This window comes from Streptosporangium nondiastaticum, assembly GCF_003011965.1.
In the GTDB taxonomy this organism is placed as follows: domain Bacteria; phylum Actinomycetota; class Actinomycetes; order Streptomycetales; family Streptomycetaceae; genus Streptomyces; species Streptomyces nondiastaticus.
Genome location: NZ_PXWG01000036.1, coordinates 1 through 21,257, shown reverse-complemented (window position 1 = coordinate 21,257; position 21,257 = coordinate 1). Strand labels below are relative to the sequence as shown.

Sequence of the window (21,257 nt, the reverse complement as noted above, 5' to 3'; positions counted from 1 at the left end):
GTTCATGACTGCCAACCCCACCCGAGTCCTCGTCCTCAACTCCGGCTCCTCCTCGGTCAAGTACCAGCTGCTCGACATGGCCGACGGCGCCCGGCTGGCCGCGGGCCTGGTCGAGCGCATCGGCGAGGAGACCTCCCGCCTCGTGCACTCCCCGCTCGCCACGGGCGGCGACAAGCGCGAGACGGAGGCGCCGATCGCCGACCACGAGGCCGCGCTGCAGGCGGTCGCCGCGGAGCTGGCCGCGGACGGGCTGGGCCTGGACTCGCCGGAGCTCGCCGCGATCGGCCACCGGGTGGTGCACGGCGGCCAGAAGTTCACCGCCCCCACCGTGATCACCGACGAGGTGCTGGCCGAGATCGAGCGGCTCGTGCCGGTCGCCCCGCTGCACAACCCGGCCAACATCACCGGCATCCGCACCGCGCAGGCGCTCCGCCCCGACCTGCCGCAGGTCGCCGTCTTCGACACCGCCTTCCACACCACGATGCCGGAGGCCGCGGCCCGCTACGCCATCGACACGGCCACCGCCGACGCCCACATGGTGCGCCGCTACGGCTTCCACGGCACCTCGCACGCCTACGTCTCCCGCGAGACCGCGAAGCTGCTCGGCAAGGACCCGTCCGAGGTCAACGTGATCGTGCTGCACCTGGGCAACGGCGCCTCGGCCTCCGCGGTCGAGCGCGGCCGGTGCGTCGACACCTCCATGGGCCTGACCCCGCTGGAGGGCCTGGTCATGGGCACCCGCTCCGGCGACCTGGACCCGGCGGTCCTGCTCCACCTGTCCCGCAACGCCGGGATGTCCACCGACGAGATCGACGCGCTGCTCAACAAGAAGAGCGGTCTGATCGGCCTGTGCGGCGACAACGACATGCGCGAGATCCGCCGCCGCATCGACGAGGGCGACGAGCAGGCGAAGCTCGCCTTCGACATCTACGTGCACCGGCTGAAGAAGTACATAGGCGCCTACTACGCCGTCCTCGGCAAGGTCGACGCCGTGGCCTTCACCGCCGGCGTCGGCGAGAACGCGGCCCCGGTCCGCGAGGCCGCCGTCGCGGGCCTTGAGGAGCTCGGCCTGGCCGTGGACGCCGGCCTGAACGCCGTCCGCTCCGGCGAGCCGCGCCTGATCTCCCCCGAGTACGCCCGGGTCGCGGTCGCCGTCGTGCCCACCGACGAGGAGCTGGAGATCGCCACCCAGACGTACGACCTGGTCAGCGCTTGATCGTCGGCCGTTACTAGGTCGTTCCCACAGCTCGAATATTCCGCTCCGAAACAAACCGATAGGATCTGCCCCATGCGCCGTTCCAAAATCGTCTGCACCCTGGGCCCCGCCGTCGACTCCTTCGAGCAGCTGAAGACGCTGATCGAGGCCGGCATGAACGTGGCCCGCTTCAACATGAGCCACGGGACCCACGCGGAGCACGAGGAGCGGTACCACCGCCTCCGTAAGGCCGCCGCGGAGACCGGCCGGGCGGTCGGCGTCCTCGCCGACCTGCAGGGCCCGAAGATCCGCCTGGAGACCTTCGCGGACGGCCCGGTGGAGCTGGTGCGCGGTGACGAGTTCACCATCACCACCGAGGACGTCCCCGGCGACAAGACGATCTGCGGCACGACCTACAAGGGCCTGCCCGGCGACGTCACCAAGGGCGACCAGGTCCTGATCAACGACGGCAACGTCGAGCTGCGGGTCACCGAGGTCGAGGGCCCGCGCGTGCGGACCATCGTCATCGAGGGCGGCGTCATCTCCGACCACAAGGGCATCAACCTGCCCGGCGCGGCGGTGAACGTCCCGGCGCTGTCCGAGAAGGACGTCGAGGACCTGAAGTTCGCCCTCGCCATGGGCTGCGACATGGTCGCCCTGTCCTTCGTCCGCGACGCCAAGGACGTCCTCGACGTCCACCGCGTCATGGACGAGGTCGGCCGCCGGGTCCCGGTCATCGCCAAGGTCGAGAAGCCGCAGGCCGTCGCCAACATGCAGGACGTCGTCATGGCGTTCGACGGCGTGATGGTGGCCCGCGGCGACCTGGCGGTGGAGTACCCGCTGGAGAAGGTCCCGATGGTGCAGAAGCGCCTCATCGAGATGTGCCGCCGCAACGCCAAGCCGGTGATCGTCGCGACCCAGATGATGGAGTCGATGATCACCAACTCGCGGCCGACCCGCGCCGAGGCCTCCGACGTCGCCAACGCCATCCTCGACGGCGCCGACGCGGTCATGCTCTCCGCCGAGTCCAGCGTGGGCGCCTACCCGATCGAGACCGTCAAGACGATGTCCCGCATCGTCGAGGCGGCCGAGGAGGAGCTGCTCTCCAAGGGCCTGCAGCCGCTGGTCCCGGGCAAGAAGCCGCGCACCCAGGGCGGCTCCGTCGCCCGCGCGGCCTGCGAGATCGCGGACTTCCTGGGCGCCAAGTCGCTGGTGGCCTTCACCAAGTCCGGTGACACCGCCCGCCGCCTGTCCCGCTACCGCGCGGCCCAGCCGATCCTGGCCTTCACCACGGACGCCTCGACCCGCAACCAGCTCACCCTGAGCTGGGGCGTCGAGACCTTCGTCGTCCCGCACGTGGACAACACGGACGCGATGGTCGACCTGGTCGACGCGGAGCTGCTGAAGCTCAAGCGCTACACCCAGGGCGACACCATGATCATCACGGCGGGCTCCCCGCCCGGCGTCCCCGGCACGACGAACATGGTGCGGGTGCACCACCTGGGCGGCGAGAACCGCTAGGTTCCGCGCTTCCTCGCGGCTGTGGCCGCCGTCCCCTCGCGGGGCGGCGGCCACAGCCGTATCCGCGCGCGTTCTGGCGCGCGTGCTGCTCTACGGGTACGTGCCTGCTCTACGGGTACGTGCCGTCGGTCAGGTACTGGTGCAGGTTCGGGATGTGCAGCGTGCCGCCGAACTGCCCGGCCTGACGGATCTTGACGTTGGTGTAGAAGACCGGGATCGGCAGCTTCAGCCCGGGTATGAGCGGCGGCGGGACGCTCGGCGAGTGGGTCGCCGGGATGAGCCCGAGGAGGTTGCCCTTCAGCTCCTCGGTGTACATGGTGACCTTGCCGCCGGTGATGGTGGACTCGGTTCCGATGCCCGCCACGTGGTACTGCTTGCCCCGGCTGTTGACGATCTGGTGCAGATCCTTGATCGCCAGGGAGTCGGCGGTGAACTTGAGGACGTCCTTCTTCTGCCCGTTCACCATGGTGATCTTCTTGACGCCCTCGTAGGTCAGCCCGGTGAGGGTGAGCTTGCTCGCCTCCAGGTACCAGGGCTGGTCGGGGAAGGCGTGGTGCTCGTTCTCGTCGACGACGCTGCCCTTGGGGCAGGGCGGCAGCTCGCCGTCCCCCGCTTCCGGCACGGCGGAGGGCGAGGTGGAGCCGGAGGGGTCCGGGCTCGGCGACGTGGACGGCCCGGCGGACGGGGCGTCCTTGCCCTCGTCCCCGGTCCTGGCCGCGCCGCCCTTGTCCCCACCCTCGTCCCCGTCCTTCCCGGAGGGCTTCCCCGCCGGCCCCGCCGGGGCCTTGCCGGGATCCGCCGAGGGCTTGGGGGCGGGCGCCGGGGACGCCGGGGCGGAGGCGGCCGGGGAAGCCGCCGGAGGAGCCGGCTTCCCGCCGCCGGTCAGGATGTCGTGCAGCTTGTCCCCGAGGCCCAGCGGGTCGAGGGGGTTGGTGGCCTTCGACGCGGAGGGGGAAGGGGAGGGGGCCGGGGACGGCGCGCCGGAGGACGCGGCGGGCTTCGGGGACGCCGGCTTCTCGGCAGCCGCCGGCTTCTCCGGCTCCTTCTGCTTCCGGGCGGGCGCGGACGCCCCCGCGCTCGGCGCCGCGCTCGGACCGCCACTGGGCTTGCCACTGGGCTCGCCGCTCGGCTTCTCGCCGGGCTTCTCGCTCGGCTTGCCGCTCGGGTCGGCGGACTTCCCCGCCTCCGGGCTCGCGCTCTCCGCCGCCGTGTCCGGCGCCGTGGCGCACGCGCCGTCGAACAGCTTCTTGGGCGCGGGCTTGGCGGCGGCCAGCGTCGGTGTGAGCCCCATGCCCATGAGGACGGCGCTCGGCATCGCCGCGAGGGCGACGGCCTTTCCCGCCGGCATGTGCAGCCGGGCGAGCAGCGGCTTTCTGGGCGCGGCGTGGCGCGGCCCGTCAGTCGGCACGGTGACCTCCGTCCGTCGCACCCGTCGCACCCGTCGCCCCGTTGTCGTCCTTGCTGAGCGAGACGGCCGGCTCGGGCTGCGGCCGTGCCGCCGCCGCGGCGGCCGGCCTGCCGGGCGCCCAGGACACTCCGAGGGCGCCGCCCACGAGGGCGAGCAGGAAGCCGATGAGGAACGCGCCGAAGTTGGAGACCACGAGCGAGACCAGCGCGAGCAGGATGGCCGCCACCCCGGCGAAGATCCGCGACTGCTGCTGGAACCAGAGCGTCAGGCCGAGGACGACCAGCAGCACCCCTATGATCAGCGAGCCGGCGCCCGCCGTGGTGGCCATGCGGATGTGCAGATCGCCCAGCGTCATGGTCTGGTAGGGGATGTACATGATCGGGAATCCGGCCAGCAGGGTCCACAGACCGCCCCAGAACGGGCGTTGCCAGCGCCACTCCCGGAACGAACGGCGGGCGCGGCCGAATGAACTGATCTGCTGGGGTCGCGTGTCGACGCTCATGTCGTACAGCTCCTCGGGGGCATGTTCTTCGGTACGGCGCGGACGCGGTACGGGTGCGGGAACTCCCGCCCCGTACCGGCCCGTTCAGCGTGTCAACCCTTGGGCACGTCGCACTGGGACTCGCCCCAGTTGATGCCCATGTGCAGACCGGGGAGCGTGAACGTTCCGGCCGAGGTGGCCCAGGCCTTCTGGTCGACGCTGTCGAACCAGACCTCGTCCGCCTGCTGGGCGAACGAGCCGGGCACGTGCTGGCCCTCGCCGTTCTTGCCCGCACCGGCCGGGCCGGGGCCCTTGGTCGTGTTGTCCACGGACACGCCGATGTCGACGTTCTTGAACGTGGCGTTCGCCTTCATGTCCTCGGCGTCGATGTACAGCTTCGAGGCCGTGACCTGCTTGTCGCCACCCGCCTCCAGCTTCATCGACACCTTCTTGTCGGTGAGCGGGATGGGGATCGTGACGGCCTGGCAGAGCTTGGTGATCTGCGCTTCGTCGATGCCGACGACCGCGACGGGCTTGCCGCCCGCCTTCGTCTGGTCCAGGGCGCCGTACTGGACGAACCCGGTGCCGTGCAGCTTCCCTGCGGTGACCTGGAACTGCTGGCCCGACACGCTGAACGACGCCGCCAGCGCACCCTGCGCGATGGCAACGCCGATCGCGGCCGTCGCCGCGACGCTCGGCACCATGACGACGGCGAACCGCCGCCATCTGGTCCCACCGCGAGTCAAAGACTCCATGACTTGCCTCCTTCTCGGACGTGCATCTCCGGCTCGGGCTCCGCGCATCGCGGATCCGCGCCCGGGGATGGGAGACGTGCTACGTCCTCGGGAAGGAGAGCGCCGCCGTCCGGCGACGCGAAACGCCTCCGGGAACACCGGCGATCACCCCCGAGCGACAACCACTTGGCCACGCCTTTCGCGCAACCTCCGGGACAGGCCCTGCCGGAGTGCGGCGGGGACCCCCCTGTCCCTGAACCGGCCCGCGCGGGGCCGGTCCGCCCGGTGGGGACCCGCTCCCCCGACACCGACCGGCTGTCAGGTTGGGGAAACGGACCGAGCGTGGCCGATCGTGGTGCATTCGCGGCTGCCGCACAAGAGGTTCATTACTAGCGAGTAACGAGCCGATAACCGCGGGGCGTCCGGTGTGCATCGGCGAACGGGACGAGGTCGCCCCACCGTGTCCGGAGAGAAGGGGAGATACGCGAAAAACCCGGGCGAAAGCCCGGGCTTTTCTTACTCGCAGTAACGGAGGCCGCTTTTACCAAGTTTTGGTAAAGCGATGCCGTTGAGTCATGTGGGTCAGAACAGTGCGCGCGAGAGCGCGGTCCGCGCGGCACTCACCCGCGGGTCCTCCGCCCCGATCACCTCGAAGAGCTCCAGCAGCCGCACGCGGGCCGCGTTCCGGTCCTCGCCCGCGGTGCGCCGCACCGTGTCGATCAGACGGCCGAAGGCGTCCTCGACATGGCCGCCGACCAGGTCCAGGTCGGCGGCGGCGATCTGCGCCTGCACATCGCCGGGCGCGTCCGCCGCGGCCTTGCGGACCGCCTGCGGGTCGACGCCCTGCACGCGCTGGAGCAGCTCGGCCTGCGCCAGGCCCAGCTTCGCCTCCGGGTGCGCCGGGTCGTCGGCCAGCACGTTCTTGTACGCCTGGACCGCGCCGCTCAGGTCGCCCTTGTCCAGCGCCTCGTGCGCGAGGCTCAGCACGCCGTCGTACGGGCCGGCGGGCTGCTCCTGCTCCGGAGCGCCCTCCCCGGCGCCCTCGGCGGACACGGGCGCACCGACGATGCCGAAGCGCTGCTCGGCCACCTGCACCAGCTGGTCCAGCACCTGACGGATCTGCGCCTCCGGCGCGGCGCCCTGGAACAGCGGCAGGGCCTGGCCCGCCACCACCGCGAACACCGCGGGGATCGACTGCACGCCGAACTGCTGGAAGAGCAGCTGATTGGCCTCGACGTCGACCTTGGCGAGCACGAACCGGCCCGCGTACTCGGCCGCCAGCCGCTCCAGCAGCGGGCCGAGCTGCTTGCACGGCTCGCACCAGTCGGCCCAGAAGTCGATGACGACGGGCACCTCGGCGGAGCGCTGCAGGACCTGGGCCTCGAAGCCGGCCTCGTCGACGTCGAAGACGAGGCGGCCCGCGGCGGCGGGCGGCGCACCCGTGCGGGCGGCCTCGGCGCGCGCCTGCTCCGCCTTCTGCTTGGCTTCCCCGGCCGCCTTCACCGCGGCGAGGTCGACCACTCCACTCATGGACATGTTCCGTGGCTGCATGGGCCCATCCTCCCCCCTCCGCGCGCGAACCGGAAAAATAGCGGTGGCTCCGTGACACCGGGTCCCCACCCGGCGTCCGTGGTTGTCGCTCTTACGCTACGAGCCGTAGCGTAACTCCACCCCCCGCCCTCTCCGCAAGCCCCTCCCGCCACCCGCACTACCCGGCGGTAGGGTCCGGTGCCATGAGCTCCGCCGCCTCCTCCCCCGCGCCGCGCCGCACCGGCCGCCCGCGCAGCCCCGAGGCCGACCGCGCGATCCTCGACGCGACGCGCGCCGCGCTGGTCGAGCTGGGCTGGGGAAAGCTGACGATGGGCGACGTGGCCGCCCGCGCGGGGGTCGCCAAGACCACGCTCTACCGGCGCTGGGCGGGCAAGAGCGAGCTCGTCGTAGACGCGGTGGCGGCGCTCTTCGACGAGCATCTCGAACTCCCGGACCGGGGCAGTCTGCAGGCCGACGTCGAGGACGTCGTCCTGCGGTTCGCGGCCCTGCTCGAACGCCCGGAGACCAAGACGGCCCTGATGGCCGTCGTGGCCGAGTCGACGCGGGACGGCGCTCTCCGCGACCGCATCCGCTCGGCCATCGTCGACCGCCAGAAGTCCCTGGTGCTGCTCGGCCGCGACCGCGCGCAGCGCCGCGGCGAGCTCCCGCGCGAGGACGACCCCGCGGCGGCGGCCCGCACGGCGGACCTCATCTTCGACGTCATCGCGGGCGCGGTCGTCCACCGCACTCTGGTCAGCGCGGAGCCGGTGGACCCCGAATGGGCCCGCGGCTTCGCCGCGCTCCTGATCGGGGGCCTGCGGGGCTCCTGACAAGCCGGACGGGCCCGCTCCCGCCGGCGTCTCGGCGGGACCGGGCCCGTGCGACCGGTCTTCCGGGCCTTCGCCCGGGAGGACTCAGAAGCCCGCCGGCTCCACGTAAACCCCCCACTCCTCCCGCAGCACGTCACAGATCTCACCGAGCGTCGCCTCGGCCCGGACCGCCTCCAGCATCGGCCCGATCATGTTCGAGCCGTCCCGCGCGGCGGCCAGCATGGCCTCCAGGGAGGCCCGTACGCGGGCGTCGTCCCGGCCGGACTTACGGTCGGCCAGGACGCGGACCTGCTCGCGCTCCACCTCGTGGCTGACGCGCAGGATCTCCAGGTCGCCCGTCACCGAGCCGTGGTGGCAGTTGACGCCGACGACCCGCTTGTCGCCCTTCTCCAGGGCCTGCTGGTAGCGGAAGGCGCTCTCGGCGATCTCGCCGGTGAACCAGCCGTCCTCGATGCCGCGCAGGATGCCGGAGGTGATGGGGCCGATGGGGTGCTTGCCGTCGGGGTGGGCCCGCAGGCCCCGCTCCCGGATCTGCTCGAAGATCTTCTCGGCGTCGGCCTCGATCCGGTCCGTGAGCTGCTCGACGTACCAGGCGCCGCCGAGCGGGTCGGCGACGTTGGCGACGCCGGTCTCCTCCATCAGCACCTGCTGGGTGCGCAGCGCGATCTCCGCGGCCTGCTCGCTGGGCAGGGCGAGGGTCTCGTCGAGGGCGTTGGTGTGCAGGGAGTTCGTCCCGCCGAGGACCGCGGCGAGGGCCTCCACGGCCGTCCGCACGACGTTGTTGTACGGCTGCTGGGCGGTCAGGGAGACGCCCGCGGTCTGGGTGTGGAAGCGCAGCCACTGCGCCTTCTCCGACTTCGCGCCGTAGACCTCCTTCATCCAGCGGGCCCAGATGCGGCGGGCCGCGCGGAACTTGGCGATCTCCTCGAAGAAGTCGACGTGGGCGTCGAAGAAGAAGGACAGGCCGGGCGCGAACGTGTCGACGTCGAGGCCGCGGCTGAGGCCCAGCTCCACGTACCCGAAGCCGTCGGCCAGGGTGTACGCGAGCTCCTGCGCGGCCGTGGCCCCGGCCTCCCGGATGTGGTAGCCGGAGACGGACAGGGGCTTGTAGGCGGGGATGGTGCGACTGCAGTGCTCCATCAGGTCGCCGATGAGGCGCAGGTGGGGCTCGGGCGGGAAGAGCCACTCCTTCTGCGCGATGTACTCCTTGAAGATGTCCGTCTGGAGCGTGCCGTTGAGGACGGCGGGGTCGACGCCCTGCCGCTCAGCGGCCACGAGGTACATGCAGAAGACGGGCACGGCGGGCCCGCTGATCGTCATCGACGTCGTCACGTCGCCGAGCGGGATGCCCTTGAAGAGGACCTCCATGTCGGCCGCGGAGTCGATGGCGACGCCGCAGTGGCCGACCTCGCCGAGCGAGCGCGCGTCGTCGGAGTCGCGGCCCATGAGCGTGGGCATGTCGAAGGCCACGCTGAGCCCGCCGCCGCCGTTGGCGAGGATCATCTTGTAGCGCTCGTTGGTCTGCTCGGCGTTGCCGAAGCCGGCGAACTGGCGGATGGTCCAGGTGCGGCCGCGGTAGCCCGTGGCGTACAGGCCCCGGGTGAAGGGGTACTCCCCCGGCCAGCCGATGCGCTCGAAGCCCTCGTAGGCGTCGCCGGGGCGGGGGCCGTAGACGGGGGCGACCTCGTCGCCGGAGAGGGTGGTGAAGTCGGCCTCGCGCTTGCGCGCGGCGTCGAACCGGGCCTGCCAGCGGCTGCGCCCCGCCTCGATTGCGCTTGCGTCCATGGTGGTGTCGCCTCTCCGTGCCCCGTTGCGCGAAATTTAGTAGGACGTCCTAGTAAATTTTCGCGCAAGAGCGCCCCGAACACAAGGGGTGTCCGGGGCGCGGCGCGGTTCCGGCGTTCGCCGGGGGGTGGCTCAGGCGGTCGCCTGCGCGGGCGCACCCTCCAGCAGGGGCTCGACCTCGCGCACGACCTGCCGCTCGACGAAGAACGCGGCGGTCGGGATGGTGCCGGAGACCAGCACCCACAGCAGCTTGCCGAACTTCCAGCGCGCCTTCGAGCCGAGGTCGAAGGCGAAGACCAGGTAGATGATGAAGAGCACGCCGTGGATCTGCGAGATCACGAGGGTGGCGTTCGCGCCCGTGTCGAAGCCGTACTTGAGGACCATGCTCGCGCAGAGCACCAGCAGCATCACGGCAGTGGCGTAGGCCATCACGCGGTATCGAGTCAGGACGCTCTTCTTCATGACAACGAGCGTAACCGGCCGTTCCGGGCCGATCTTCGCCGCCCCGCCCGGACGGCGCTACGCGTTGCCCGCGCCCTCCGCCGGGTCCGGGAAATCGCCCGCCGCCACCCGCAGGGGCCGCAGCATGTCGAAGATCTCCCCGCACTCCTCCGCCCCGTACGTCCCCAGGCCGAAGTCCATCGCCATCAGGTCGCGCGTGGCCGCGTCGACCACCTCGCGCCCCTTCTCCGTGATCGACGCGAGCGTGCCGCGGCCGTCCTTGGGGTTGGGCCGCTTGGCGACGAGCCCGGAGGCCACCAGCCGGTCGACCGTGTTGGTCACCGACGTGGGATGCACCATCAACCGCTCGCCGATCTTCGACATCGGCAGCTCCCCGGCCTTGCTGAACGTGAGCAGCACCAGCGCCTCGTAGCGCGCGAACGTCAGCCCGTACGGCTTGACCACCGCGTCGACCTGGCCCAGCAGGATCTGATGGGCCCGCATGATCGACGTGATCGCGGCCATCGACGGCACGGAACCCCACCGCTGCTTCCAGAGCTCATCGGCTCGGGCGATGGGGTCGAAGGGGAGGCTGAGCGGCTTGGGCACGGTCCCGAGCCTACCGTTCGGTCACTGCGCGGACGGGCGTATCTCAGATCCCGGACGGGACGGAACGGCCCGGCTCCGCGGCCACGTCGGCGGCCTCGCGCACCAGCCGCACCGCCGTCGCGAGACTCAGCCCGCGCTCCGCCTTGCGCAGCGCCTTGATGGCGTGAAGCTCCTGGCTCCGCGCGTCCACACCGGCCTCGGCGAGGATGCCGCGCACCCACTCCGCCCGGACCTCGCGCTCCGGCCGGGCCGCGTGCTCGGCGATCAGCGCCGCCGCACGCTCCAGACCGGGCCGCTCCTCGGCGCCGGCGGTCGCCAGCGCCTCGCGTATCGCCGTGGCGGCCGCGTGCGAGTCGCGCAGCACCACGACCTCGAAGTCGGCGCCGGACTTCTTCGTCCCGCCGGTGAACACGTCGAGCATGGCAACTCCCCCTGCAGACCTTGATCGTGGATCACCCAGAGCCTACGACAAGCCGCACGACGCTCCCGACCACGAACGTCCCGATCAGGCCGCCGCCCGCCACGACCCAGTGCACCGGGACGCACTCCGCGGCCGCCCCCGCGAGCGCCATCCCCAGCCCCTGCACGGTCATCGTCCCCGCCGTCTGCAACGTCATGGCCCGCCCGGCTCGCCCTGGAGCCGTGGCATGCCCCCTCAGGCCCGCGCCTCCTCCCGCACGGGCCGCAGCCCGTTCCTCACCCCGCACGACATCGCGTCCTTGTACTGCGCGGTGAAGGAGCCCCGGTAGCCGACGAGCAGGCCGAAGCGGCGGTTGGTGACGCGGACCTCGATGCGGAAGCAGCCGGCCTCGTCGTCGTAGGACTCGCGGGCGACGGCGTCACCGCCGATCAACTGCGGCACGCGCGCGTCGACGGAGCCTTCGCGGAAGCGGTGCTCGCCGGAGCGGATGACGAGCGCTCCGGTGCGGTCGGCGCTGAAGTGCAGGTCGCTGGCGAGGTGCTGGTGGGTGCCGAGGTAGTCGACGACGCAGCCCCGCTCCGGGCTGAAGACCATCGTGGCGTCGAAGCGACGCGGACGGCCGGGGAAGCGGAAGGTGCGGACGAAGGTGACCGTCTCGCGGCCGTACGAGTCGAGGTAGGGGACGTTCTCGATGACGAAGGGGATGTTCCGGCCCGCGCGCGGCACGAGGACGTTGCGGCTGCCCCCGAGCGCGAGGAATGGCCGCACGAAGCTGCGGCCGTGCAGGATCTCGTCCATGGTGCCGGTACCGACGCAGGCCTCGCCACTGTCGAGGCCGACGGAGAAGCGGCGCTGGAGCTGCGGGTGCAGCCGGTCGAATTCGGAGCCCATGGCGCGCTGGAAGATCGAGGTCATGTCGTCCGCCTCACCCGTTAATCAAGAGATTTAATCGGTCGCTCAAACAGCGTTCGGATGCACGCTAAGAGGCAACGGGCAGCTGATCAAGAGCGCGTTTCGGCCTGCGGTAACAGCAGAACGGCCCGGTCCGGAGTGCAGATGCACTCCGGACCGGGCCGTTCCCGTAGCCGAGAGGTCAGCCCTCCGCGAGGTACCGTTCGACCGTTTCCACCTTCGACGTCAGGCCGTCCGTGACGCCCGGGCGGATGTCCGCCTTCAGGACCAGGGAGACCCGTCCCGCCCGTGCCTCGACGGCCGCGACCGCGCGCTTGACGACGTCCATGACCTCGTCCCACTCGCCCTCGATGGACGTGAACATCGCGTCCGTACGGTTCGGCAGGCCGGATTCGCGGACCACGCGCACCGCGTCGGCCACGTACTCGCCGACGTCCTCGCCCACTCCCAGGGGCGACACCGAGAAGGCGACGATCATGCGTTGACCACACCTTCCTTGCGTGCACGGGCGGCGATGACGCTCGCCTCCGCCTCGCGGCGCAGCATGCGCTCGGCGAAGAAGCCGCCGGTCGGCAGGACGGAGAGGACGAAGTAGAGGGCCGCGGTCTTCAGGGGCCACTTGGTCTTGTTCCAGGCGTCCAGCCAGAAGAGGACGTAGATGACGAAGAGGATGCCGTGGACGGCGCCCATCACCGGTACGGCGTTGAAGTCCGTCATGCGCTTGAGCACGGAGCAGACGAGCAGCAGCAGGAAGGAAACGGCCTCCGGGGCGGAGACCAGGCGGAGCCGGCGCAGGGCGGAGGCGGTCTTGATGTCCACGGGGGTACGCACCTTCGTGAGTCAGTGGCTGGGCAGTGGCGGATCAACTACAGCTTGTGAGGGTATTCACAAGCTGGTCCATTGTTGCAGCCTCGTCCCGGATGCCTGAATCCGGGGCCGTTCCGGGTCCAAGGCCCTGTCCGTCCGGCGAGTCCGCCCGCTAGCGTCCTCCCGTGGCACAGTTTCGGCTCCAGGGGAGCAAAGTCCTCGCCGTCGACCTGACGGGCGACGCGGTCAAGGCCAAGAACGGGTCGATGGTCGCGTACGAGGGCGACATGACGTTCAAGAAGATGAGCGGCGGCGGTGACGGCCTCCGCGGCATGGTCACGCGCCGGCTCACCGGCGAGCAGATGGAAGTGATGGAGGTGAAGGGGCACGGCACCTGCTACTTCGCCGACCGGGCGACCGAGATCAACCTCGTCTCCCTCCGCGGCGAGACGCTCTACGTGGAGGCGAGCAACCTCCTCGCCGCCGACTCCTCCCTCCGCACGGGCACGACGTTCACGGGCCTGCGCGGCGCCTCCCAGGGCAACGGCCTCTTCACGACGACCGTGGAGGGCTCGGGCCAGGCGGCGATCATGTCGGACGGCACGGCGATCGTCCTGCGCGTGACACCGTCCACGCCCCTGCAGGTCGACCCGGGGGCGTACATAGCCCACACCGGCAAGCTCAAGCAGCATTTCCAGTCCGGGGTCAACTTCCGCACGTTCATCGGCGAGGGCTCCGGCGAGGCCTTCCAGATCCGCTTCGAGGGCGAGGGTCTCGTGTACGTCCAGCCGAGCGAGCGCACGACGTTCGGGGGTGACGTCTGATGCCGTTCCGGCCTCTCAACTCCCGCATGGTCGAGGCGACGGTCGTGCCCGGTCAGCGCCTCTTCAGCCAGCGCGGCGCGATGCTCGCCTACAAGGGCGACGTCTCCTTCACCCCGTCGATCACCGGCGGCCAGGGCGGTGTCCTGGGCATGATCGGCCGCCGCGTCGCCAATGAGGCCACTCCGCTGATGACCGTGGAGGGCAGCGGCACGGTGATGTTCGGCCACGGCGGCCACCACGTGCACGTGGTGGAGCTGGCGGGCGAGACGCTCTACGTGGAGGCGGACCGCCTGCTCGCCTTCGACGGCTCCCTGCAGCAGGGCACCATGTTCATGGGCTCGCAGGGCGGCGTGATGGGCATGGTCCGCGGGCAGGTCACCGGCCAGGGCCTGTTCACGACCACGCTCAAGGGCCGCGGCGCGGTCGCCGTGATGGCCCACGGCGGCGTCATCGAGCTGCCGATCCGCTCGGGCCGCCCCGTGCACGTGGACCCGCAGGCGTACGTCGCGCACCGCGGTGACGTCCGCAGCAAGCTCTCCACGGCGATCGGCTGGCGCGAGATGGTGGGGCGCGGCTCCGGGGAGGCCTTCCAGCTGGAGCTGTCCGGCGAGGGCACGGTGTACGTACAGGCCAGCGAGGAGAAGCTGTGAGCTCGGTGAACGGTCCGGTCGTCTTCGACGCGCACACCCTGCCGGCCGACGACAACGTCAATCCGTACGCCTTCAGCGTGGACCTGGACGGCCAGTGGTTCCTGCAGAAGGGCAAGATGATCGCCTATTACGGGCGCATCGACTTCCACGGCATCGGCCACGGCCGCCTGGACCGCCTCATCGCGCACAGCTTCCACTCGCCGCTGCACGCCGCGGACTGGGTGGTCGCCGAGGGGCGGGGCAAGATGCTGCTCGCGGACCGCAGTTTCGACGTCAACTCCTACGACCTGGAGGACGGCAATCTGACGGTGCGGTCGGGGAACCTGCTGGCGTTCCAGCCGTCGCTGTCGCTCAAGCAGTCGATCGTGCCGGGCTTCCTGACGCTCATCGGCACGGGCAAGTTCGTGGCGGCCTCCAACGGCCCGGTCGTCTTCGTCGAGCCACCCGTCCGGGTGGACCCGCAGGCCCTCGTCGGCTGGGCGGACTGTCCCTCCCCCTGTCACCACTACGACCACCAGTACCTGCGGGGCGTGCTGGGCGGCGTGCGGGCGTTCACGGGGCTGGGCGGGACCTCGGGCGAGGAGCACCAGTTCGAGTTCGTGGGTGCCGGTACGGTACTGCTGCAGTCCACCGAGCAGCTGATGGCCGACATCCCCACGGGCGAGGTCCCGGACCAGGCGGGGGTGCCGCACGCAACCCCGTCTAATCAGCCATCTATGCCCCGGATGCCGGGCCAGCTCGGAGACCTCCAGCGCCGCTTCGGGCTGTGAGCGGTACTCTGCGGAGTGTGACGTCGAACGTGTGACCTCACACTCCGCACCCACACTGGTTAATCTTTCAACTTTCTTAGGTAGAATTCCTCTATGTCTATGGACACCGAGAACGGCACCCGCTGGCTCAGCGAAGAGGAACAGCGCGCCTGGCGCGCCCACCTGGACGTCAGCCGCCTGCTGATGCACCAGCTCGAACGGGACCTGCAGCCGTTCGGCCTCACCAACAACGACTACGAGATCCTGGTCAACCTCTCGGAGTCCGAGGACCACCGGATGCGGATGAGCGACCTCGCCACCGCCACCCTGCAGTCGAAGAGCCGTCTCTCGCACCAGATCACCCGCATGGAGAACGCGGGCCTGGTCCGCCGCGAGAACTGCGAGTCGGACCGCCGGGGCCTGTACGCCGTCCTCACGGAGCACGGCTGGGACACGATGCGCCAGGTGGCCCCGCACCACGTCGCCTCGGTGCGCGAGCACTTCATCGACCTCCTGGGCGAGGCCGACCTCAAGTCGCTGCACGCCTCCCTGACCCCGGTGGCCCAGCACCTCCGCTCGCTCCGCGGCCGCACCTGACCCACTCGTCAGGGGCGGTCCGCCGTCCCCGTGTAACCGGCCCAGATGCGGGCCGGGAAGACGGTGCCGCGCCGGGAGTCCTCACCTCCCACCGCGGCCATCGGCAGGAGCGGCCCCCCGTCCGGCTTGGTGCGGAACATGGTGACGGCCGTGGACAGACTGTCCGTGTAGCCCACGTACCAGGCCGAGTTCATCCGGTCCTGGTCGCCGGTGCGGGCCGCCGCGTGGCCCTCCGGGGTGCGCAGGCCCTCCGTGACCTCCTCCGCGGTCTCCTTGGAGAAGACCCGCCTCGCCTTGGCGCGGCTCTCGAAACCCCCCACCGAGCGGCCGTCCTTGACGACTTTGGTCACCGAGTAGGGGTCGTTCTGCAGGCCCTGCCCGGCGAACGTGCCGTACGCGGCGGCCATGCGCACGGCGCTCGGCGTGGACGAGCCGACGGGGAACGACTCGTCCGGGCCGGCCATGCTGCCCTTGAGGAGTCCGGCGCGCACGGCCGTGTCCCGGACCTGCGCCATCCCGGTCTCCTTGCCCAGGCGGACGTACGTGGCGTTGCCGCCGGACGTCAGCGCACGGCGCAGGGTCGGGTGGTTCTCGTCGGGGCCCGCTCCGGAGCCCGGCTTCAGCTTGCCGGCGTCGTCGTAGTAACTGTCCGCGTCCGCCCCGCCCTCCAGGGCCGCGGCCAGGACGAACGGCTTGAACGCGGAGCCCACGGGAACGCCCGAGGTGTCGGCGTTGTTGGCGAAGTGCTTCGTGGCGTCGGGCCCGCCGTAGAGGGCGAGGACGGCACCGTCCGAGGGGCGCACGGAGGCCGCGCCGACCTGGACGTCCGAGTCGGTCTCCGGGCGCTTGCCGGGGTCGATGTCCTTGGTGACGACGTCGTCGACGGCCTCCTTCAGCCGCTGCGTCCGGTTCTTGTCGAAGGTGGTGTGGATCCGGTAGCCGCCGTGGGCCAGGTCCTGCTCGGTGAGCATGGCCCGCTGCTTGATGTACTTGTTGGCGACGTCGACGAGGTAGCCGGTCTGGCCGCGGAGGCCGCCCGCCATGGACGGCTTGCGGGGCTCGGGGAAGTCCCGGTACGTGTCGCGTTCGGCGCGCGACATCCGGCCGGTCCGCACCTCCCGGTCGAGGATCCACTTCCAGCGGTCCACCGCCCGCTCGTGGTTGCCCGCGCTGACCGACGGATCGTAGAGCTCGGCCCCCTTCAACAGGGCCGCCAGCATGGCGCTCTGACTCGGATTCAGCTTCTTTGCGGGAATGCCGTAGTAGGACTGCGCCGCGGCCTCGATCCCGTACGCCCCGCGCCCGAACCAGCTGGTGTTGAGGTAGCCCTGCAGGACCTCCTGCTTGCTCTTGGTCCGGTCCACCTTCAGGGCGATGACGAGTTCCCTGACCTTCCTCGTGGCCGTCTGCTCCTGGGAGAGGTAGGTGTTCTTCACGTACTGCTGGGTGATCGTGGAGCCGCCCTGCGTCTCCTCGCCGCCCGCCGTGCTGGCGAAGGCCCGCAGGATGCCCTTGAACGAGACTCCGCGGTCACGGTAGAAGCTCTCGTTCTCGGCGGCTATCACCGCGTTCTGTGCGGACTCCGGCACGTCGGACAGGTGGACGATGGTGCGGTTGACCTCGCCGACGCTCGCGAGCTGCGAACCGTCCGACCAGTAGTAGGTGTTGGCCTCCTGGCGGGCCGCCGCGTTCTCGTCGGGGATGTCGACGGTGGCGTAGACGTACGCGAAGAGGCCCGTCGCGCACGCGAGGAAGAACAGCACCGTCCCCAGCCACTGCCGCCACGACGGGAGCCAGCGGCGCACGCCGCGTCTCCCCCGGCGCGGGTAGTCGACGAAGCGCTTGCGGGCTGCCGGCTCGTCCGTGGTGCGGCGGCGGGGACGCGGTTTGTGCCGGTTCTTGCTCAAGGGCTGATCGCTCTCGACGGGAACGGGGTACGTCGGTGGAGACGATCCCGGAGCAAGATCCGGTTCAGTTATTCGTGTGAGCGTTCTATGACAGGTGAGCTTCTATGACAGGTGAGCCTTCTGTGACGGGAGCGGCCGGACGGCCGCCGGGCGCTCAGCTGTTGGTGAGCCCCGCCACCAGTTCGTCCGCCGCCGCGTACGGGTCCAGCGAGCCGCCCACGATGCGCTCCGCCAGAGCGGTCAGGCGCCGGTCGCCGTGGAGGTCGGCGATGCGTTCGCGCAGCGCCGTGACGGCGATGGTCTCGACCTCGCGGGCGGCCCGGGCCGTGCGGCGGTCCGCCAGGACGCCCCGCTCCTCCATCCAGGCCCGGTGCTTCTCCAGCGCCTCGACCAGCTCGTCCGTGCCCTCGCCGCGCGCGGCCACGGTCTTGACGATGGGCGGCCGCCAGTCGCCGGGGGCGCGGGCCTCGCCGAGGCCCAGCATGTGGTTGAGCTCGCGCGCCGTGGCGTCGGCGCCGTCGCGGTCGGCCTTGTTGACGACGTAGACGTCGCCGATCTCCAGGATTCCGGCCTTCGCGGCCTGGATGCCGTCGCCCATCCCCGGGGCGAGGAGCACCACGCTCGTGTCGGCCTGGGAGGCGATCTCCACCTCGGACTGGCCGACGCCGACGGTCTCGACGAGGATCACGTCGCACCCGGCCGCGTCCAGCACGCGGATGGCCTGCGGGGCCGCCCAGGCCAGGCCGCCCAGGTGGCCGCGGGTGGCCATGGAGCGGATGTAGACGCCGGGGTCGGAGGCGTGGTCGGACATCCGTACGCGGTCGCCGAGGAGGGCGCCGCCCGAGAACGGCGAGGACGGGTCGACGGCCAGCACGCCGACCCGCTTGCCCATCCGGCGGTACGCGCTGACCAGCGCCGACGTGGACGTGGACTTGCCGACGCCGGGCGAGCCGGTGAGGCCGACGACGTACGCGCCGCCGGTCAGCGGGGCCAGCGCGGCCATGACGTCGCGCAGGTGCGGGGACGCCCCCTCCACCAGGGAGATCAGCCGGGCCACGGCGCGCGGCCGGCCCTCGCGGGCCTGCTCCACCAGGGCGGGGACGTCCACCATCACGGCTCCGTTCTCGTAAGGGGGCTCTCCGGCAGTGCGGTTACTTGCCGTTGCCGGGCACCCGGATGATCAGGGCGTCGCCCTGGCCGCCGCCGCCGCACAGGGCCGCCGCGCCGATGCCGCCGCCGCGCCGCTTGAGCTCCAGCGCGAGGTGGAGGACGGTGCGGGCGCCGGACATGCCGATCGGGTGGCCGAGCGCGATGGCCCCGCCGTTGACGTTCACCTTTTCCGGGGATACGCCGAGGTCCTTGATTGACTGCACGAGGACCGCGGCGAACGCCTCGTTGATCTCGATGAGGTCGAGGTCCTCGACGGTCAGGCCCTCGCGGCCCACCGCGTGCTTGATGGCGTTGGAGGGCTGGGAGTGCAGGGAGTTGTCGGGGCCGGCGACGTTGCCGTGGGCGCCGATCTCGGCGATCCAGTCGAGGCCCAGCTCCTCGGCCTTGGCCTTGCTCATCACGACGACGGCGGCGGCGCCGTCGGAGATCTGCGAGGAGGTGCCGGCGGTGATCGTGCCGTCCTTGCGGAAGGACGGGCGCAGCCGGCCGAGGACCTCGACGGTGGTGTCGCCGCGGACGCCCTCGTCGTGGGCGAAGACGACCGGGTCGCCCTTGCGCTGCGGGACCTCGACGGGGGTGATCTCGGCCTCGAAGATGCCGTTCTTCTGGGCGGCGGCGGCGCGCTGGTGGGAGCGGGCGCCGATCTCGTCCTGCTCGGCGCGGCCGATGCCGAGGCGGGTGTTGTGGTTCTCGGTGGAGGCGCCCATGGCGATGGACTCGAAGGAGTCGGTGAGGCCGTCGTGGTCCATCGAGTCGAGCATCTCGATGGCGCCGTACTTGTAGCCCTCGCGGGACTTGGGCAGCAGGTGCGGGGCGTTGGTCATGGACTCCTGGCCGCCGGCCACCACGATGTCGAACTCGCCCGCGCGGATGAGCTGGTCGGCCAGCGCGATGGCGTCCAGGCCGGAGAGGCAGACCTTGTTGATGGTGAGGGCGGGGACGTGCATGGGGATGCCGCCCTTGACCGCCGCCTGGCGGGCCGGGATCTGCCCGGCGCCGGCCTGCAGCACCTGACCCATGATCACGTACTGCACCTGGTCGCCGCCGATGCCGGCCCGGTCGAGGGCCGCCTTGATGGCGAAGCCGCCCAGGTCGGCCGCGGAGAAGCTGCGCAGGGAGCCGAGCAGCTTGCCCATGGGCGTGCGGGCGCCCGCGACGATCACGGAAGTGGTGCCGGCGTTGCCGTTCCTACCAGTCATGGCAGCGGCCCTTTCGGGTGGTGGATGGTCGACGGGGCGCCCGGCGCTTCCGGCCGGGGGTCCGGGGGTTGCCCCCCGGGGAGTGCAGCACGGTGGTTTCCGTCAATGTACTGAGCGGTACCCGCGCGGTCACCGGGCAACGGGTGTGATCGCAAGCACGTTGCGTACACGTTGCGTGACCAAGCCGTACGGCGGTGCACTGGTTCCATGCTGACGCGTATCGACCACATCGGGATCGCCTGCTTCGACCTCGACCGGACTGTCGAGTTCTACCGTGCCACGTACGGCTTCGAGGTGTTCCACACCGAGGTCAACGAGGAGCAGGGCGTTCGTGAGGCCATGCTCAAAATCAACGAGACCTCGGACGGCGGGGCCTCGTACCTGCAGCTGCTGGAGCCGACGCGGGAAGACTCCGCGGTGGGCAAGTGGCTGGCGAAGAACGGCGAGGGCGTTCACCACATCGCGTTCGGCACGGCGGACGTGGACGGGGACTCCGAGGGCATCCGGGACAAGGGCGTCCGGGTGCTCTACGACGAGCCGCGGCGGGGCTCGATGGGCTCGCGGATCACCTTCCTGCACCCCAAGGACTGCCACGGCGTGCTGACGGAACTGGTCACCTCGGCACCCCCCGCGGACCAGGAGCACTGACCCGCACTCCCCCCGGCCGGTAGAGTGCGGGTTCGGCCGGGGTCCTGGGGTGGGGGCCCGGACCGGGCTGTACCGATGATCTGACACCATTTCTTCGGAAGGGCGGGCTCCGGATTCCAACCGATACACGCGGGAACGGGCCGGCCGCCAAGGCGACCAGGGGACGGATGGGACCGCGCAGTGCGGGGCAACGACCGCTACGAGGCTGACGACCACCTCTCGCAATTCGAAGCCGAGATGGAGCGGCTGAAGAAGGAGCGGGAGAAGGCGGTCCAGCACGCCGACGACCTCGGCTACCAGGTCGAGGTGCTGCGCGCCAAGCTCCACGAGGCGCGCCGCAATCTCGCCCACCGCCCGGCGTACGACACCGCCGACATGGGTTACCAGGCGGAGCAGTTGCTCCGCAATGCCCAGATTCAGGCGGATCAGATGCGTACGGACGCCGAGCGCGAGCTGCGCGAGGCCCGGGCGCAGACGCAGCGGCTGCTGCAGGAGCAGGCCGAGCGCCAGGCGCGGATGGAGGCCGAGCTCCACGCGGAGGCCGTCGCCCGCCGCCAGCGCCTGGACGAGGAGCTCAACGAGCGCCGCCAGACCGTCGAGTCGCACGTCAACGAGAACGTCGCGTGGGCCGAGCAGCTGCGGGCGCGCACGGAGTCGCAGGCCCGCCGGCTGCTGGAGGAGTCCCGGGCGGAGGCCGAGCAGGCCCTGGCCGCGGCCCGCGCCGAGGCCCAGCGCCTGGCCGAGCAGGCCCGGAGCCGGCTCAGCTCCGCCGCCGACGAGGCCCGTGCCGAGGCCGAGGCGCTGCTGCGCCGCGCCCGTACGGACGCCGAGCGGCTGCT

Annotated in this window: 23 protein-coding genes and 1 pseudogene; 9 read left to right on the top strand and 15 right to left on the bottom strand. The window is 71.0% G+C overall.

All coding sequences use genetic code 11. The features are described 5' to 3' along the window. Window positions 1–4 precede the first annotated feature (4 nt). Both B7P34_RS15970 and pyk read left to right on the top strand, forming a co-directional pair. Window positions 5–1,216 carry an acetate kinase gene (locus B7P34_RS15970; RefSeq protein ID WP_106677056.1) on the top strand — a complete coding sequence of 404 codons (1,212 nt, stop codon included), beginning with the start codon at window positions 5–7 and terminating at the stop codon, window positions 1,214–1,216. Window positions 1,217–1,288: 72 nt separating this feature from the next. After that, window positions 1,289–2,716: a pyruvate kinase gene (gene pyk / locus B7P34_RS15965; protein WP_106677054.1), complete on the top strand. Its 1,428-nt coding sequence runs from the start codon at window positions 1,289–1,291 to the stop codon at window positions 2,714–2,716. Window positions 2,717–2,825: 109 nt separating this feature from the next. On the opposite strand, the gene B7P34_RS15960 is transcribed toward pyk, so the two are convergent. The 4 genes from B7P34_RS15960 to B7P34_RS15940 all read right to left on the bottom strand — a co-directional run bounded on the left by B7P34_RS15960 (window position 2,826) and on the right by B7P34_RS15940 (window position 6,890). Further along, on the bottom strand, window positions 2,826–4,124 hold the full coding sequence (locus B7P34_RS15960; protein WP_223267901.1) for a PT domain-containing protein: 1,299 nt from the start codon (window positions 4,122–4,124) through the stop codon (window positions 2,826–2,828). Then, window positions 4,114–4,626, bottom strand: coding sequence for a DUF6114 domain-containing protein (locus tag B7P34_RS15955; protein ID WP_106677050.1), 513 nt, complete (start codon window positions 4,624–4,626; stop codon window positions 4,114–4,116). The genes B7P34_RS15960 and B7P34_RS15955 overlap by 11 nt, the downstream gene beginning before the upstream one ends. Before the next feature lie 92 nt (window positions 4,627–4,718). Further along, window positions 4,719–5,360: a DUF6230 family protein gene (locus tag B7P34_RS15950; protein ID WP_106677049.1), complete on the bottom strand. Its 642-nt coding sequence runs from the start codon at window positions 5,358–5,360 to the stop codon at window positions 4,719–4,721. A 561-nt stretch (window positions 5,361–5,921) separates the two neighbouring features. After that, window positions 5,922–6,890, bottom strand: coding sequence for a tetratricopeptide repeat protein (locus B7P34_RS15940; RefSeq protein ID WP_106677047.1), 969 nt, complete (start codon window positions 6,888–6,890; stop codon window positions 5,922–5,924). Window positions 6,891–7,072: 182 nt separating this feature from the next. Here B7P34_RS15940 and B7P34_RS15935 point away from each other — a divergent pair, with 182 nt between their 5' ends. Further along, on the top strand, window positions 7,073–7,699 hold the full coding sequence (locus tag B7P34_RS15935; RefSeq protein WP_106677045.1) for a TetR/AcrR family transcriptional regulator: 627 nt from the start codon (window positions 7,073–7,075) through the stop codon (window positions 7,697–7,699). 84 nt (window positions 7,700–7,783) lie between these two features. Here B7P34_RS15935 and B7P34_RS15930 read toward each other — a convergent pair whose 3' ends face one another. The 8 genes from B7P34_RS15930 to B7P34_RS15895 all read right to left on the bottom strand — a co-directional run bounded on the left by B7P34_RS15930 (window position 7,784) and on the right by B7P34_RS15895 (window position 12,686). Next, the gene (locus tag B7P34_RS15930) at window positions 7,784–9,484 is read right to left on the bottom strand and encodes an acyl-CoA mutase large subunit family protein (RefSeq protein WP_106677044.1); all 1,701 of its coding nucleotides are present in this window, start codon (window positions 9,482–9,484) and stop codon (window positions 7,784–7,786) included. Window positions 9,485–9,616: 132 nt separating this feature from the next. Then, window positions 9,617–9,946 (bottom strand): DUF3817 domain-containing protein, encoded by a 330-nt coding sequence (locus B7P34_RS15925; protein WP_030368039.1) that lies wholly within the window; start codon window positions 9,944–9,946, stop codon window positions 9,617–9,619. Window positions 9,947–10,003: 57 nt separating this feature from the next. Beyond that, complete coding sequence (locus B7P34_RS15920) at window positions 10,004–10,534, bottom strand: MarR family winged helix-turn-helix transcriptional regulator (protein ID WP_106677042.1); 531 nt, start codon at window positions 10,532–10,534, stop codon at window positions 10,004–10,006. 43 nt (window positions 10,535–10,577) lie between these two features. Beyond that, window positions 10,578–10,955 carry a hypothetical protein gene (locus tag B7P34_RS15915; protein ID WP_106677040.1) on the bottom strand — a complete coding sequence of 126 codons (378 nt, stop codon included), beginning with the start codon at window positions 10,953–10,955 and terminating at the stop codon, window positions 10,578–10,580. A gap of 31 nt (window positions 10,956–10,986) precedes the next feature. Beyond that, window positions 10,987–11,151 (bottom strand): hypothetical protein, encoded by a 165-nt coding sequence (locus B7P34_RS15910; RefSeq protein ID WP_223267900.1) that lies wholly within the window; start codon window positions 11,149–11,151, stop codon window positions 10,987–10,989. A 38-nt stretch (window positions 11,152–11,189) separates the two neighbouring features. Beyond that, window positions 11,190–11,870: a DUF4166 domain-containing protein gene (locus tag B7P34_RS15905; RefSeq protein ID WP_106677038.1), complete on the bottom strand. Its 681-nt coding sequence runs from the start codon at window positions 11,868–11,870 to the stop codon at window positions 11,190–11,192. Between the two features lie 178 nt (window positions 11,871–12,048). Further along, a complete protein-coding gene (locus tag B7P34_RS15900) occupies window positions 12,049–12,345 on the bottom strand; it encodes an MTH1187 family thiamine-binding protein (protein ID WP_030368034.1) in 297 nt (98 codons plus the stop codon). After that, window positions 12,342–12,686, bottom strand: coding sequence for a DUF3817 domain-containing protein (locus B7P34_RS15895; RefSeq protein WP_106677035.1), 345 nt, complete (start codon window positions 12,684–12,686; stop codon window positions 12,342–12,344). The genes B7P34_RS15900 and B7P34_RS15895 overlap by 4 nt, the downstream gene beginning before the upstream one ends. Before the next feature lie 173 nt (window positions 12,687–12,859). On the opposite strand from B7P34_RS15895, the gene B7P34_RS15890 reads away from it, so the two are divergent. The 4 genes from B7P34_RS15890 to B7P34_RS15875 all read left to right on the top strand — a co-directional run bounded on the left by B7P34_RS15890 (window position 12,860) and on the right by B7P34_RS15875 (window position 15,494). Beyond that, window positions 12,860–13,498 (top strand): AIM24 family protein, encoded by a 639-nt coding sequence (locus B7P34_RS15890; protein ID WP_106677033.1) that lies wholly within the window; start codon window positions 12,860–12,862, stop codon window positions 13,496–13,498. Continuing rightward, window positions 13,498–14,148: an AIM24 family protein gene (locus tag B7P34_RS15885; RefSeq protein WP_106677032.1), complete on the top strand. Its 651-nt coding sequence runs from the start codon at window positions 13,498–13,500 to the stop codon at window positions 14,146–14,148. The genes B7P34_RS15890 and B7P34_RS15885 overlap by 1 nt, the downstream gene beginning before the upstream one ends. Then, on the top strand, window positions 14,145–14,918 hold the full coding sequence (locus B7P34_RS15880; protein WP_223267899.1) for an AIM24 family protein: 774 nt from the start codon (window positions 14,145–14,147) through the stop codon (window positions 14,916–14,918). Before B7P34_RS15885 ends, B7P34_RS15880 begins: the two co-directional genes overlap by 4 nt. A 93-nt stretch (window positions 14,919–15,011) precedes the next feature. Beyond that, a complete protein-coding gene (locus B7P34_RS15875; RefSeq protein ID WP_223267898.1) occupies window positions 15,012–15,494 on the top strand; it encodes a MarR family winged helix-turn-helix transcriptional regulator in 483 nt (160 codons plus the stop codon). 8 nt (window positions 15,495–15,502) lie between these two features. Here the strand turns inward: B7P34_RS15875 and B7P34_RS15870 are convergent, their stop codons facing one another. From B7P34_RS15870 to B7P34_RS15860, 3 genes are all read right to left on the bottom strand, one after another. Then, window positions 15,503–17,401 carry a transglycosylase domain-containing protein gene (locus tag B7P34_RS15870; RefSeq protein WP_106677028.1) on the bottom strand — a complete coding sequence of 633 codons (1,899 nt, stop codon included), beginning with the start codon at window positions 17,399–17,401 and terminating at the stop codon, window positions 15,503–15,505. Window positions 17,402–17,555: 154 nt separating this feature from the next. After that, window positions 17,556–18,509 carry a methylmalonyl Co-A mutase-associated GTPase MeaB gene (gene meaB, locus B7P34_RS15865; protein WP_223267904.1) on the bottom strand — a complete coding sequence of 318 codons (954 nt, stop codon included), beginning with the start codon at window positions 18,507–18,509 and terminating at the stop codon, window positions 17,556–17,558. A 43-nt stretch (window positions 18,510–18,552) separates the two neighbouring features. Further along, a complete protein-coding gene (locus B7P34_RS15860; protein WP_223267897.1) occupies window positions 18,553–19,770 on the bottom strand; it encodes an acetyl-CoA C-acetyltransferase in 1,218 nt (405 codons plus the stop codon). A 207-nt stretch (window positions 19,771–19,977) separates the two neighbouring features. On the opposite strand from B7P34_RS15860, the gene mce reads away from it, so the two are divergent. Both mce and B7P34_RS15850 read left to right on the top strand, forming a co-directional pair. Continuing rightward, a complete protein-coding gene (mce, locus tag B7P34_RS15855) occupies window positions 19,978–20,418 on the top strand; it encodes a methylmalonyl-CoA epimerase (RefSeq protein WP_106677022.1) in 441 nt (146 codons plus the stop codon). Window positions 20,419–20,598: 180 nt separating this feature from the next. Next, window positions 20,599–21,257 (top strand): annotated as a pseudogene (locus tag B7P34_RS15850) (hypothetical protein); the annotation flags it as partial.

Excerpts from the sequence above, each read along its gene's own strand:
- B7P34_RS15970 (WP_106677056.1), top strand. The coding sequence starts at position 5 with ATGACTGCCAACCCCACCCGAGTCCTCGTCCTCAACTCCGGCTCCTCC.
- pyk (WP_106677054.1), top strand. The coding sequence starts at position 1,289 with ATGCGCCGTTCCAAAATCGTCTGCACCCTGGGCCCCGCCGTCGACTCC.
- B7P34_RS15955 (WP_106677050.1), bottom strand. The coding sequence starts at position 4,626 with ATGAGCGTCGACACGCGACCCCAGCAGATCAGTTCATTCGGCCGCGCC.
- B7P34_RS15950 (WP_106677049.1), bottom strand. The coding sequence starts at position 5,360 with ATGGAGTCTTTGACTCGCGGTGGGACCAGATGGCGGCGGTTCGCCGTC.
- B7P34_RS15940 (WP_106677047.1), bottom strand. The coding sequence starts at position 6,890 with ATGCAGCCACGGAACATGTCCATGAGTGGAGTGGTCGACCTCGCCGCG.
- B7P34_RS15935 (WP_106677045.1), top strand. The coding sequence starts at position 7,073 with ATGAGCTCCGCCGCCTCCTCCCCCGCGCCGCGCCGCACCGGCCGCCCG.
- B7P34_RS15930 (WP_106677044.1), bottom strand. The coding sequence starts at position 9,484 with ATGGACGCAAGCGCAATCGAGGCGGGGCGCAGCCGCTGGCAGGCCCGG.
- B7P34_RS15925 (WP_030368039.1), bottom strand. The coding sequence starts at position 9,946 with ATGAAGAAGAGCGTCCTGACTCGATACCGCGTGATGGCCTACGCCACT.
- B7P34_RS15915 (WP_106677040.1), bottom strand. The coding sequence starts at position 10,955 with ATGCTCGACGTGTTCACCGGCGGGACGAAGAAGTCCGGCGCCGACTTC.
- B7P34_RS15910 (WP_223267900.1), bottom strand. The coding sequence starts at position 11,151 with ATGACGTTGCAGACGGCGGGGACGATGACCGTGCAGGGGCTGGGGATG.
- B7P34_RS15905 (WP_106677038.1), bottom strand. The coding sequence starts at position 11,870 with ATGACCTCGATCTTCCAGCGCGCCATGGGCTCCGAATTCGACCGGCTG.
- B7P34_RS15900 (WP_030368034.1), bottom strand. The coding sequence starts at position 12,345 with ATGATCGTCGCCTTCTCGGTGTCGCCCCTGGGAGTGGGCGAGGACGTC.
- B7P34_RS15885 (WP_106677032.1), top strand. The coding sequence starts at position 13,498 with ATGCCGTTCCGGCCTCTCAACTCCCGCATGGTCGAGGCGACGGTCGTG.
- B7P34_RS15875 (WP_223267898.1), top strand. The coding sequence starts at position 15,012 with ATGTCTATGGACACCGAGAACGGCACCCGCTGGCTCAGCGAAGAGGAA.
- B7P34_RS15860 (WP_223267897.1), bottom strand. The coding sequence starts at position 19,770 with ATGACTGGTAGGAACGGCAACGCCGGCACCACTTCCGTGATCGTCGCG.
- mce (WP_106677022.1), top strand. The coding sequence starts at position 19,978 with ATGCTGACGCGTATCGACCACATCGGGATCGCCTGCTTCGACCTCGAC.